This is a genomic window from Thalassotalea sp. G20_0, from assembly GCF_017744175.1.
Lineage (GTDB): Bacteria > Pseudomonadota > Gammaproteobacteria > Pseudomonadales > Endozoicomonadaceae > Endozoicomonas.
Genome location: NZ_JAGHQV010000006.1, coordinates 1 through 12,877, shown reverse-complemented (window position 1 = coordinate 12,877; position 12,877 = coordinate 1). Strand labels below are relative to the sequence as shown.

8 protein-coding genes are annotated in these 12,877 nt (G+C 49.3%); 6 read left to right on the top strand and 2 right to left on the bottom strand.

From position 1 onward, the window contains the following. Window positions 1–115: 115 nt before the first annotated feature. The 6 genes from J7438_RS04925 to J7438_RS04900 all read left to right on the top strand — a co-directional run bounded on the left by J7438_RS04925 (window position 116) and on the right by J7438_RS04900 (window position 11,196). Window positions 116–2,824 (top strand): type I restriction-modification system subunit M, encoded by a 2,709-nt coding sequence (locus J7438_RS04925; protein ID WP_209275662.1) that lies wholly within the window; start codon window positions 116–118, stop codon window positions 2,822–2,824. Next, on the top strand, window positions 2,815–4,005 hold the full coding sequence (locus J7438_RS04920; protein ID WP_209275661.1) for a restriction endonuclease subunit S: 1,191 nt from the start codon (window positions 2,815–2,817) through the stop codon (window positions 4,003–4,005). The genes J7438_RS04925 and J7438_RS04920 overlap by 10 nt, the downstream gene beginning before the upstream one ends. Before the next feature lie 81 nt (window positions 4,006–4,086). Further along, window positions 4,087–7,155: a type I restriction endonuclease subunit R gene (locus tag J7438_RS04915; protein ID WP_209275660.1), complete on the top strand. Its 3,069-nt coding sequence runs from the start codon at window positions 4,087–4,089 to the stop codon at window positions 7,153–7,155. A gap of 109 nt (window positions 7,156–7,264) precedes the next feature. Then, window positions 7,265–7,969: a M48 family metallopeptidase gene (locus tag J7438_RS04910; RefSeq protein ID WP_286196416.1), complete on the top strand. Its 705-nt coding sequence runs from the start codon at window positions 7,265–7,267 to the stop codon at window positions 7,967–7,969. 45 nt (window positions 7,970–8,014) lie between these two features. Next, on the top strand, window positions 8,015–8,440 hold the full coding sequence (locus J7438_RS04905) for a hypothetical protein (RefSeq protein ID WP_209275658.1): 426 nt from the start codon (window positions 8,015–8,017) through the stop codon (window positions 8,438–8,440). After that, on the top strand, window positions 8,440–11,196 hold the full coding sequence (locus tag J7438_RS04900) for a KGGVGR-motif variant AAA ATPase (protein ID WP_209275657.1): 2,757 nt from the start codon (window positions 8,440–8,442) through the stop codon (window positions 11,194–11,196). The genes J7438_RS04905 and J7438_RS04900 overlap by 1 nt, the downstream gene beginning before the upstream one ends. A 47-nt stretch (window positions 11,197–11,243) precedes the next feature. Here J7438_RS04900 and J7438_RS04895 read toward each other — a convergent pair whose 3' ends face one another. Continuing rightward, a complete protein-coding gene (locus tag J7438_RS04895; protein ID WP_209275656.1) occupies window positions 11,244–11,477 on the bottom strand; it encodes a hypothetical protein in 234 nt (77 codons plus the stop codon). Continuing rightward, window positions 11,477–12,481, bottom strand: coding sequence for a hypothetical protein (locus tag J7438_RS04890; RefSeq protein WP_209275655.1), 1,005 nt, complete (start codon window positions 12,479–12,481; stop codon window positions 11,477–11,479). The genes J7438_RS04895 and J7438_RS04890 overlap by 1 nt, the downstream gene beginning before the upstream one ends. Between the last annotated feature and the right edge of the window lie 396 nt (window positions 12,482–12,877).

The window sequence follows — 12,877 nt, the reverse complement described above, 5'->3', positions numbered from 1 at the left end:
ACCCAAAACTCCACCCCTGAGCTATCTGGTCCCATGCTCCCCAAAGTCAATAAAAGACGGCGGTAAAATCCACGGGCGGTAGCGTAGATTCATATCATCTTCTGTAAAGCACCCTATGGCGATTAAAAAATCCGAACTGTACTCATCTCTCTGGGCCAGCTGCGACGAGCTGCGGGGCGGGATGGATGCCAGCCAGTACAAAGACTATGTGCTGGTGATGCTCTTTGTGAAATACATCAGCGATAAATTTGTCGGCCAGTTCAGCCCGCCGGTTAAAATCCCGAAAGGTGCCACCTTTGCCGATATGGTTGCCCTGAAAGGCAAGCCCACCATAGGCGACGACATCAATAAGAAAATCATCATTCCCTTGCGTGATGCCAACAAGCTCACCGGGATGCCGGACTTTAACGATCCGGACAAACTCGGCAGTGGCAAGGAGATGGTGGAAAAGCTCACCAACCTGATCGCCATTTTTGAAAGCAAAGACCTGGACTTCAGTAAAAACCGGGCCGATGGCGACGATATTCTCGGCGATGCCTATGAGTACCTGATGCGTCACTTCGCCTCTGAAAGCGGCAAGAGCAAAGGGCAGTTTTATACCCCGGCAGAAGTGAGCCGCATACTCGCCAAGGTGATCGATATTGAGAAAATCGATAGCCGTGGCTACTCCGTGTATGACCCGACCTGTGGTTCCGGTTCATTGCTCCTGAAAGTGGCGGACGAAGCCGGTGAACACGTTTCCCTCTACGGCCAGGAGAAAGATGCCACCACCAGCGGCCTGGCGCGGATGAACATGATTCTGCACAACAACCCCACCGCACAAATCCGTCAGGGCAACACCCTGGCCAACCCGCTGTTTACTGATGGCGACAGTCTGAAAACCTTCGACTTTGTGGTGGCCAATCCGCCATTCAGCGATAAACGCTGGGGCAGTGGTGTGGATGCGGAGGAGGACAAGCACTACCGTTTCCAGAGCTACGGCGTGCCACCGGCCAAGAACGGCGATTACGCTTACCTGCTGCATATTATCCGCAGCCTGAAAAGCCATGGTAAAGGTGCCTGCATTCTGCCCCACGGTGTGTTGTTCCGTGGTAATGCCGAAGCAACCATCCGCCAATCACTGGTGGAACGGGGTTATATCAAAGGCATTATCGGGCTGCCTGCCAACCTGTTTTATGGCACCGGCATTCCGGCCTGTGTGATTGTCATTGATAAAGAAGGCGCGGCGGCTCGCAAAGGCATCTTTATGGTGGATGCCGGTAAAGGCTTTATCAAAGATGGCAATAAAAACCGTCTGCGGGAGATGGATATCCATAAAATTGTCGATGTGTTCAACAAGCAAATCACCATAGACGGTTACAGCCGTATGGTGAGCTATGACGAAATCCGCAAAAATGAATTCAACCTCAATATCCCCCGATACATTGATAGCTCCGTAGCGGAAGATATTCAGGATATCGATGCCCATCTCCACGGTGATATTCCCAAAGTGGATATCGATGCCCTGCACCACTACTGGCAGGTATTCCCGACCCTGAAAAGCACGCTGTTCGCCACCGCTGCACGCTCTGTGGATTACTACACCCTTCAGGTCAGTGCCGAAGCACTAAAGCCAACCATCTATGAACATCCGGAATTTGTCGCTTACATCCAAGAGGTGAACCAGGTATTCAATGGCTGGAAGAGTGCCACGCAAACTTACCTGAAGCAGCAGGATGACGGTTGCAAACCCAAGGTGATGATTGAGGAGATCAGCGAATCATTGCTGAGTGCCTATACCGGCAAACCGCTGCTGGACAAGTACGACGTTTACCAGCACCTGATGAACTACTGGGCAGGCACCATGCAGGACGACTGCTACCTGATCTCTGCCGATGGTTGGGAAGCGAAAACCTATCAGATTGTTGAAGTCAAAAAAGGCAAAGAGGTGATTAAAGGCTGGACCTGCGATCTGATTCCCAAATACCTGGTGATTAACCGTTACTTTGCTAAAGAGCAGGCTGCCATTGATCAACTGATTGCCCATAAAGAGCAACTGGAAAGCCAGTTGGAAACCTTGCAGGAAGAGCACAGCGGTGAAGATGGGGCATTGAACGACGTTGGCAGTAAAGCGGAAGCGGCTGCTGCGCTGGTGGAGTTTCAGGAGTTGGCATGGGCCGCACTGGATGCCGCTACGCACCAGGAATACACCGTACTGCAAAAACGGCTGGAAACCGCCATTGACGATTTTAATGAGCTGAAAAACGACAGCTTTCTGGATGCCCTGAAAAATAGCAAAGGCACCATTACCGCCAAAGTGGTGAAGGATCGCCTTAAGCGCACAGACGACCGGGAAGAGACAGATATTCTCAATGAGTTCCTGACCACCGAAGCCAGTATAAAAGAATGGCGCAAAACCTGCCGGTTGCTCTGGTCGGATGCCCTGACGCTGATTGACCGAACGATTTACCCCGACAACGAAGGCCGGGACAACCTGAAAGAGATTGTGGTGCTGAACCGCTATCTGGAACTGCTGGAAAATATCGCTGCCCAGAAAAAGGCGATTAAAGAAGCGGAGAAAAAGCTTGAAGATGCCCTTTACGCTCACTACCCCGAACTGACGGAAGACGAGATCAAACAGTTGGTGGTGGACGACAAATGGCTAACGACCATTGACCGGGATGTGCATACCGAGATGGATCGCATCAGTCAGCGGCTGACCCAGCGGATTAAAGAACTGGCGGATCGCTATGAAACCTCATTGCCGCAATTTAACCAGCGAGTAGTGAAGCTGGAGCAGTCGGTGGGCAAACATTTGGTGAAGATGGGGTTTGTATGGAACTGAAGCCGGGGTATAAGCAGACTGAGGTTGGGGTGATTCCGGTGGATTGGGAAGTGGTTGAACTTTCTCAGGCAGCTGACTTTCTTGATTCTCAGCGAAAGCCAATCAAATCTTCGGAGCGAGCCAAGATGCGAGGAGCTTTCCCTTATTATGGCGCATCAGGGGTTGTCGATTACGTTAATAATTTTATCTTTGATGGTGAATTTATTCTTCTTGGTGAAGATGGTGAGAACATACTAAGCCGAAATGTACCACTTGCATTCCGTGTTTCCGGTAAGATTTGGGTTAACAATCATGCACATGTTCTTCAACCACGTGAAAGTTTTGATATTGATTATCTTACTGCTTTCCTGGAAAGCCTGGACTATAAAGACCACAACAAAGGTACCGCTCAACCCAAACTTAATAAGCAAACATGTTTAAAGCTTAAGATCGCAAAACCACCTGCAATAGAGCAAGAAGCCATTGCCAAAGCCCTGAGCGATATGGATGCCCTAATCCAGTCGCTGGAGCAGCAGATCATTAAAAAGCAGCAGATTAAGCAGGGGGCTATGCAGTTGCTACTTAATCCTTATGATGCCCATGGTCAGCTCAAACAAGGCTGGTCGATTAGAAAGCTTGGTGAGTGCGTTAATATTGATCCTGAAAATCTACCAAGTAACACCCCCCCTGATTATGAGTTCAAATACATATCTCTTGAAAATGCAAAGAACGGCGTTTTACAAGGCTACTCAACGGAGCATTTTGAAAAGGCATCTCCCAGGGCAAGAAGGGTGCTTAAAAATGGCGACGTTCTGATTGGCACAGTACGACCAAATCTAAAATCGCACTGCATCTTTACTGAAACAACTGCTGACTGGATATGTTCTACAGGGTTTGCTGTCATTCGTTGTCCAAAAGACTTGGTTAGTCCATATTTCGTTTTTGCTTCCTTTTTTGCTCCTTTTATTGACAGGCAGATAGAAAACTTGATTACAGGCTCGAACTATCCAGCCATTAGCAGTGGTGATGTTCGCGCATTAAAATTTGCTGCACCTGAATATAAACAACAGTTACAAATTGAAGATGCTTTATCCAAGCAAGATTCAGAGTTAGCTGCTCTGAAAGCCAAGCTCGAAAAGCTAACAGTTCTCAAACAAGGCATGATGCAAAACCTGCTCACCGGCGCCGTCCGCCTCGTTTAACCAACCCTTACCCCCTTCAACCACCGGCAGCACACTGTCCACACCCTGCCGGTACTTCCCCCTATTTTCAAGGAGAACGCCATGGCTGGCTCCGGTACCGTAACCAAACCCGAACGGGCCACCCAAAACCGGGTGGTGAAAACCCTGTTTCAGGATCAACTGGGTTATCACTACCCGGGCGACTGGGAAGATCGCCCCAATAACAGCAATGTGGAAGAAACCCGGTTAACGGGCTTTCTGGCTGGCAAGGGTTACACCAGCGCCGCCATCAGCCGGGCGGTCACCCAACTGAAAGCCGCCGCCAGTGAACAGAGCAAAAGCCTCTACCAAAGCAATAAGGCTTTTTACGGGCTGCTCCGCTTTGGCGTGAATGTGAAAACGGATGCAGGCAATCTCACCGAAACCGTCCAGGTGATTGACTGGCACAACCCCGAAGACAATGACTTTGCCATTGCCGAAGAGGTCACCGTATTTGGTGAACGGGAAAAACGCCCGGATGTGGTGCTCTATGTCAACGGTATTGCTGTGGCGGTGCTGGAGCTGAAAAACAGTCGTGAATCCGTGGGCAAAGCCATACGACAGAGCAATACCAATCAGCGGGACGATTTTATCCGATCGTTTTTTAATACCGTCCAATTTGTCTTTGCCGGTAACGATTCGGAGGGTTTGAAATACGGCACCATCCTGACGCCGGAAAAGTTCTTCCTCACCTGGAAAGAGGACGAGGCGGACAACAGTGGTTACAAGCTGGATAAATACCTGGGCAAACTGTGCGAGAAACGGCGGTTTATTGAGCTGTTGTACGACTTTGTGCTGTTTGATGGTGGCATCAAAAAGCTGCCACGGGTGCATCAATACTTTGGGGTGAAAGCGGCACAGGAACATATCCGTCGGCGGGAAGGTGGGATTATCTGGCACACCCAGGGCAGTGGCAAAAGTATCACCATGGTGTTGCTGGCCAAGTGGATTCTGGAGAACAAGCCCGATGCCCGGGTGCTGGTGATTACCGACCGGGTGGAACTGAACGACCAGATTGAGCGGGTGTTTACCGATGCCGGTGAAACCATCTCCACCACCAGTAGCGGTCGTGATTTGATGGCGCAGCTTGGCCAGGCCAAGTCCCGGCTGATCTGTTCGCTGGTGCATAAGTTCGGCCGCCGGGAGGTGGATGACCTGGATGCCTATATCAAAGCACTGGGCAGGCAAGAGCGTCATGCGGTGGGCGATATCTACGTGTTTGTGGATGAGTGCCATCGCACCCAGAGTGGCAGTTTGCACCGGCTGATGAAGGCGATTCTGCCCGGTGCGCTGTTTATCGGCTTTACTGGTACGCCCTTGCTGAAAAAGGATAAAGCCACCAGCCTTGAGGTGTTTGGGAAATACATTCATACCTATAAGTTCAACGAAGCTGTTGAAGATGGTGTGGTGCTGGATTTGGTCTATGAGGCCAGGGATATTGACCAGCGACTGAAATCCCAGGGCAAGGTGGATGAGTGGTTTGACGCCAAAACCAAACCATTGAATGACTACCAGAAATCCGAACTGAAAAAAAAGTGGGGCACCATGCAGAAGGTGTTGAGTGCCCGCTCCCGGATGAATGTGGTGGTGAGCGATATCATTCTGGATTTCAATACCAAACAACGGCTCAGCTCGCAGTCGGGCAATGCTATTCTGGTGGCATCCAGCATTTACGAGGCGTGCAGGTATTATCAGATTTTTCAGGAGACTGAGCTGAAGGGTAAGTGTGCGGTGGTTACTTCTTATAACCCGCAGACCAAGGATATCGCTACAGAAGGCACCGGCAATAATACCGAGACGGATAAAGAGTTTGTCTTCCGGGTGTATGAGCAGCTGCTGAAGGATGTGAAGCCGGATGCGGGTAAGACCAGGACCGAAACCTACGAATCCAGGGTAAAGGGGCTGTTCACCAAAGAACCGGCCAATATGAAACTGCTGATTGTGGTGGATAAGCTGCTGACCGGGTTTGATGCACCCAGCTGTACGTATCTTTATATTGATAAATCCATGCAGGATCACGGGCTGTTTCAGGCGATCTGCCGGGTAAACCGGCTGGATACGGAAGATAAGATCAACGGCTATATCATCGACTACAAAGACCTGTTTAACAAAGTGGGCAAGGCGGTTGCCGTTTATACCAGTGAGCTGGATTACGACGACTTCAAGGAAGAGGATTGTGAGATTCTGCTCAAGCAGCGGCTGGAAGAAGGCCGGGAGCGGCTGGACAATGCCCTGGAAGCCATTGAGATGCTGTGTGAGCCGGTGCCACCACCCAGGGGGGATCTGGAGTTTATCCATTACTTCTGTGGTAATAGCGAGATGGCGGCAGACCTCAAGGCAAAAGAACCTTTGCGGGCTGCGCTCTATAAATCGACGGTGGCGCTGATCCGGGCTTACGCCAATATTGCCGATGAACTGGTGGCTGCGGGTTATACCGCTGAGCGGATTGAGCATATCAAAGAGCGGCTGGATTTTTATGTGAAGCTGCGGGAGCTGATTCGCCGTACCAGCAATGAGGTGATTGACCTTAAAGCCTATGAAGCGGATATGCGTCACCTGATTGATACTTATATTCAGGCGGATGATTCGGTGGAGATTTCCCCGTTCAAGGATACGCCGCTGATTGATGTGATTGTGCGAAGTGGTATGGCCGAGGCGATCCGGACAGAACTGGGACGGATGAAAGGCAATCAGCGGGCGGTGTCGGAAGCTATTGAGAATAACGTGCGCAGCCGCATTATCGAGAGCCAGCTGAATGACCCGGCCTATTTTGACAAGATGTCTACACTGCTTGATGAGCTGATCCGCCAGCGTAAGCAGAATGCCATTGAGTATGAAAAGTATCTGAAGGAAATTGCCGAGCTGGCTAACAAGGTCGTGACCGGGCAAAAGTATGAAATGCCTGCAGCGTTGGACACTCCGGCAAAGCGTATGCTCTACAATAACCTGGGAGAAGATGAGGCGCTGGTGTTACAGGTCGATGCCGCCGTTAGAGCCAATCTGATGGATGACTGGCGTGGGGATGAGGCCAAGGAGAGCTATATACTCAATGCGCTCTATGAGATTCTGAAAGATAAAGATGAGACTTATCGTGTTTTCAATCTAATCTCTAATCAGCAAGAGTATTTATAGAAGCCCTTTGAACCACAAAGGCACAGAGACACAAAGATTTCTTTTTTTCTTCCTTTGTGTCTTTGTGCCTTTGTGGTGAAAGTCTTTTAAAGGAGCCTGAATGCCCGAAATGACGTTAGGAGGTATTGCTATTGAGGTGGTGCAAAAGAATATCAAGCATGTTCACCTGAGCGTTCTGCCACCGGAAGGTCAGGTTCGGGTTTCTGCGCCGCTGCATATCGATCAGGAGACCTTGCGGGCCTATATCATCACCAAACTGCCCTGGATCAGAAAGCAGCAGCAGAAGTTGCAAGCCCAGGTGCGGGAAGCGCCACGGGATATGGTAGGTGGTGAAAGCCATTATTTTAACGGGCAACGTTATTTATTAGAGATTGTCGAGCGCGATTCGCCGCCAGAGGTGGATTTAGGCCACCATACGATCACGCTGTCTGTGCGCCCCGGCACAGCCCCGGATAAGCGACTGGCGATTTTGCGGGAATGGTATCGGGCAAAGCTGAAGGAGCGGCTGCCGCCGATTATTGAGCACTACGAAAAACTGATGGGTGTGAAGGTTGCCGAGTTTGGTGTTAAGCAGATGAAAACCAAATGGGGTACCTGTAACCCGGCTGCGGGCCGGATTTGGGTGAATCTGGAGTTGGCAAAAAAACCGGCATCGTGTCTGGAATATATTGTGGTGCATGAGATGGTGCATTTGCTGGAACCTTCCCATAACAAACGGTTTAAGTCATTGATGGAACAGTATATGCCGAACTGGCGCGGTTATCGGGATGAGTTGAACAGTTTGCCGGTGCGGTATGAGGATTGGGGGTATTGAGGTCTCTGGTCTGTTATTCCGTGGCCGGGAGAAATCTTGTTTATTATGTCGAAAATTGAAATCACTCAACGAGAAATGGATCGGGCGTTTAGAAGTCACCATGCAGCGACTCAGCAATTGCCATCTTCCGTGAACCCTTCCAAACTCGTCTGCCTGTTTTATGCAGTGGAGTGCGGATTGAAGTCACTCATTATGAAGCAAGAGCGTCATCAAACCACGAATGGTATTGAGATACACAACTTTAAACATGATATTAATAAAATGTTGGAATACCTTAAAAGTGGGGCAGAGCTGAGGCTACCAACCAAAAGAATTCACCTTGCAGGAAAATCCGATGTCTCGCGCGATACTTTCCAAAGTGAATTAAACCAGGTTTGGAGATATGGCGCGGATATTAACGACAAGGGAGATCATACTCGTATCACTACAACCCTTGAAAATATCTGTGCCTGGATTAAGGAGCAGCGTTAATGAATCTTTACAGCTGGCTGGATGCCGAACGACTGCTGGCATCCAACACTCAGAATTTTACCCGCTTCCCAGAGGGTATTGCAGATATTCGCGTCTATAGTGAAGCGATTGAAATCGACCTTATCGGCGATGATCAAAGTATTGCCTTTGCTTTTGTAAAAGCCGTATTTGGCAATAGCTGGCAGGCTGATAAACAAAAGATAGAGCTGGCTTATGGCCCACAAAGCTCGATGGATGTTGAAATTATCACGCAGTGTGAAGAACCGGGCGAACGTCATCCAAGACCGCTTTGGAAAGATCTTGGTTATGAGGCCGCAACACAAGTACTTCCCAAAACCCCTGAACCTTTCGAGGGTCAGTGCAAAGTCGCAGCCTTTCACTCCTTTAAAGGCGGTGTGGGCCGCACCACTTCATTGTTGACATGGTTCAAGGCGCTTCAGGTGAATTTCCACCGTGAAAACAAGCGTAAGAAATTAAAAGTATTGCTTGTCGATGCTGATCTTGAGGCACCGGGTCTGACGTATTTGTTCAAGGACAGCGATAAGCCGGATGTTTCATGGATTCAATTTTTGGAAGCCAGTCACTACCCGGCGGTTGATGAGTCAGAAATGGTAGCCTCCTTCGCTAAAGAGCTTGATCGCTACACAAAAAGCGAAGCCGGTTTTGAGTACTGCTTGCTTCCTGCGTTTTCGAGCACCAGTGAATCGGGCATGGCTCAACTAATGAACATTTCTGTTCGACCAGAACACCTGGCCCGATCTTATGAACAACCCTGGCGTTGTACCGATATGCTGCAAAAGCTGGGTAATCAACTCCAGGCAGATATCATCCTGATTGACCTGAGAGCCGGGCTCAGTGAACTGTCCAGCCCGCTGTTGTTTGACCCAAGAGTTGAACGTTTTGTGGTGACTACCTTGGCTGAACAGGCCATCACGGGTACGGAATTTATTTTGAACCGTCTGACATCTTTGGCGAATAATCAAGAGTGGCATAAGCAGTTTGGTGAAAAGACCTTAGACCCTCGCGTCATCACTACATTTATCAATGAAGAGTTCAAAAAAACGGATCAGTACAAAGTTGGTCTGGAACGACTGACCGCTGCATATATGCCGGATACATACGCTAATGAAACCGCTAATGCCACTGATGGTCTTGATATTATTGAAGGTGAATTCAGTTCTCAGTTGTTGAATCTCGGAACCTTGGACAGCGCCCTTTCGGTCATAGAACATGCTAGCCCTTTGCTCAATGAAGGTTTGAACTGGGCTAGAGACTTCCTTGATGCTGAGAACCTGCAACTAACTCAAAATAGGGATGCCCACGCTTTAGAGGGAGGCGAGAGCCCTGCAAGTAAACTCTATGAATTAAGCTCACAGCTGGTTTATGCCGAGCAGGGCAAAACGGACAAATTGCTGTTAACGACACCTCTTCGAAACCTTGCGCAGCGACACGCCAGCAGCTTGCCTCAGGTTGTTTCGATTGGCGCCAAAGGTTCCGGTAAAACGTTTAACTACATTCAGTTATGCCGGCGCGGAAACTGGAAAACATTTCTGGAGGAAGCGGATATCACCGTAGATCCGAATCAGTCTGCCTTGTTATCCAGCACCTTTATTCTTCCTTTTACCCATTCAAAGAATACGGTTGATGATGCTGAAGATGCTATTAACAACGCTCGACTTTCTTTCTACAAAAAAGCAGGCGTACAAGACTCATTTAAGCAGAGCAAGTTCTCAAGCATTAAAGGTGAAGCTTTGCGAGACACAGCAACCGATTGGCTAGCATTTTGGGAAAAAAATATTATTGACCTTCATAATTTGGGAGCTCATATCACCGATTTTGAAGCCTTAAACGAGGAGATGAAAAAACAGGCACTCCAGACCATTGTCGTTATTGATGGTATTGAAGATCTATTCTCGGAGGTGGGTGACTCTGCACAAGAAGCACTGGCTGTAAAAAATCTTCTTGAACTGCCCAACCGGTTACGTGAAATTCGCAACTGTGCTATCGGTATTGTCATCTTTATTCGTGAAGATTATGTGGAAGCGGTCACGGCACAAAATCTTGGTCAGTTTGTCGAACGCTATGAACCTTATCAGCTGCAATGGGATGCGGATGCGTTTCTGCGACTGGTTTACTGGACTTGTGGACAGGCTGGTTTAGCGTTTGCACAAGACCCGGTTGCCAATCTGACAACTCGTGAAATATCAGTAAAACTCCATCAATTATGGGGATTAAAATTAGGCAGTCCTTCATCTCGGGAAGCATACTCTGTCCGTTGGGTCTATGCGGCATTGTGTGATCTGAAGGGCCGTTTACAGGCAAGGGATGTTGTTCGCTTTTTAAAATATGCCAGTAAAAAAACTCGTGATTCAGGCAATGTAAACCAATGGATGGATCGGGTTTTAATACCTCAGGCTATGCGCAACGCTATGAATGAATGCAGCTTGGAAAAAGTTGAGGAAGCGAAGAAGGAGCTGGCAGTTTTAGGTGATTGGATTACAAAACTGGCTAATATTGAGCCCGATAAAAAAACGATTCCATTTTCGGCGAAAGCTATTGATGCCAGCATGGAGCAACTTGAAAAGTTGATCGAGTATGGAGTTGTCTATGAGGATAAAAAAATTACTGAACCTCACCGCTACTACCTGCCAGAGTCTTACCGACAAGGTTTGGGCTTCTCCATGTCTAAAGGTGGTCGGCCAAAAGTTCAGGCTATGTTGAAAGATTCTCTGGGCAAAATCCCGGTTGATCCATGATGAATCAGGTGGAGTAGTTCAGACTCTGATCTTGAGTTTTGTTTGCCTTAAACCTCTACCTCATACTGCGCCAAGCTTGGCGCAGTACCTTTTATCTCTCCATCCTGGATAAATACTTTCTGCCCCACACTAACACCCTCCCCCTTAACCGTAATAACCGAACCATCCCGGAGTTGTGCCTGACTGGTGCCATTGCCGTTATTGCCGGTAATGGTGGCGACGACTCTCACACCCTCCGGTATCAGAGCCTTGAATTGCTGCCAGATATTGGTAGTCGCCATCAGTAGTGCCTCTCTAAATCTATGCTCTGGATAACAGCCCCAACCCCGGATGCACTTATACTTGTCGCCAGACAAAGCCCCAGCCAATCCCCCGTTATATCCAGCACCTCAACCAGCATCCCCGGCTCAATTAATCCAGGTGCTGTGTTGGTATCCGTCAATGGCAGCTCAATGGTAGTAATACTCTGATTGCCCCCCTTGGCCAGCTCATTTCTACCTCGCTCTGTATTGACCTGCGTTTCGGTAAGCCAGTCTTCCAGAATATCGGGAGCCGGGTTATCGCCATTGGTGCCGGTTCGTTTAACATTGACTGCTACGCCAGCATTGGTCCCGGAAACATAGACCGCATTGTAAGCCTGCTCCGGTCGCCAGTTGGCGCTCAAACTGATCACCATACTGGCCGGAACGATCTTATCCATTGTGGCGGTATTCCAGTGCCAAGGGCTGGCCGGGTATCGGGGCTGAATGCTCACCTGGTCATTATCTCGGCTTGGGATAATCACTGACCCTGCTGTGGTTGCGACTTTGGCCACCACCTGCATAGCGGTCTGGTTCTGATAGCTAAGTGAGCCTCCGGGCATAATCCAATCCGGTGTACTGTAGTCGTTCAGATCGGGATAAGTTGCTGTGAAGCCGGTATTGGCCAGTTCTTCGTTAATGGCCTGTTTGGCGTTTAGGTTGGCGCTGTTGCTCTTGCTTCGTTGTGGCGCATAAGGCGCTGCCAACAGCTGGGTTCGGCTGCTGCCATAAAGGGTGTAACGTTCATCCCCGAAGCGTCTATCCGTGCTGTAACGCTCGATGATGAATACCCATTTCCAGCCGTTTATATCCACCTCGATCTGCTTGGGACCATTCTCGTCCGGTTCCACCAGTGCGATATTGGAAGCGCCCAACAGCTGCCCGGTAAAGCTCCATGAGAAGCTATCAATATCGAGGCTGATTTCCATTGAGGGCAATTCCAGCGGTGTCCGGGCAGGCAATACCACTGCGGTGATTATGTTCATTAGCAGATAACTCTCCCTGATCTCTGGCTGATCCGGCTGTGGCTTTTCAATGACCTCCGGGTCTGTCTCGCCGCATAGTTGCCGGTTACCGTTTCATCCTTGGCTTTCTGGCCAAAGCCCCACGGCAGGATAACCGGCTGATCTTCTGCTCGGTTGCTCTGGAAGGTAAAGCACCGTTTGCTATCAATGGGGACAGCAGCAGTTTCTTCTTTAAAAGCACCAATCTGGAAAAATACCGAGCCATTGCCTTGTGGCTGATACTCCCGATCCTTAAGTAGCTAACCATATGAAATCATATATTTCTGACTCCTTGTGCTGGCACTCTGCTTCGTTACAACTCCGGTCACATAGCTACGGCTATGCTCCCTCCGTTGTGCCTCGCATAGTACCAGCCCA

Bases quoted from the DNA above. Each gene is read 5' to 3' on its own strand.
- J7438_RS04915 (WP_209275660.1), top strand. From the start codon at position 4,087: ATGGCTGGCTCCGGTACCGTAACCAAACCCGAACGGGCCACCCAAAAC.
- J7438_RS04925 (WP_209275662.1), top strand. From the start codon at position 116: ATGGCGATTAAAAAATCCGAACTGTACTCATCTCTCTGGGCCAGCTGC.
- J7438_RS04920 (WP_209275661.1), top strand. From the start codon at position 2,815: ATGGAACTGAAGCCGGGGTATAAGCAGACTGAGGTTGGGGTGATTCCG.
- J7438_RS04895 (WP_209275656.1), bottom strand. From the start codon at position 11,477: ATGGCGACTACCAATATCTGGCAGCAATTCAAGGCTCTGATACCGGAG.
- J7438_RS04890 (WP_209275655.1), bottom strand. From the start codon at position 12,481: ATGAACATAATCACCGCAGTGGTATTGCCTGCCCGGACACCGCTGGAA.
- J7438_RS04910 (WP_286196416.1), top strand. From the start codon at position 7,265: ATGACGTTAGGAGGTATTGCTATTGAGGTGGTGCAAAAGAATATCAAG.
- J7438_RS04900 (WP_209275657.1), top strand. From the start codon at position 8,440: ATGAATCTTTACAGCTGGCTGGATGCCGAACGACTGCTGGCATCCAAC.
- J7438_RS04905 (WP_209275658.1), top strand. From the start codon at position 8,015: ATGTCGAAAATTGAAATCACTCAACGAGAAATGGATCGGGCGTTTAGA.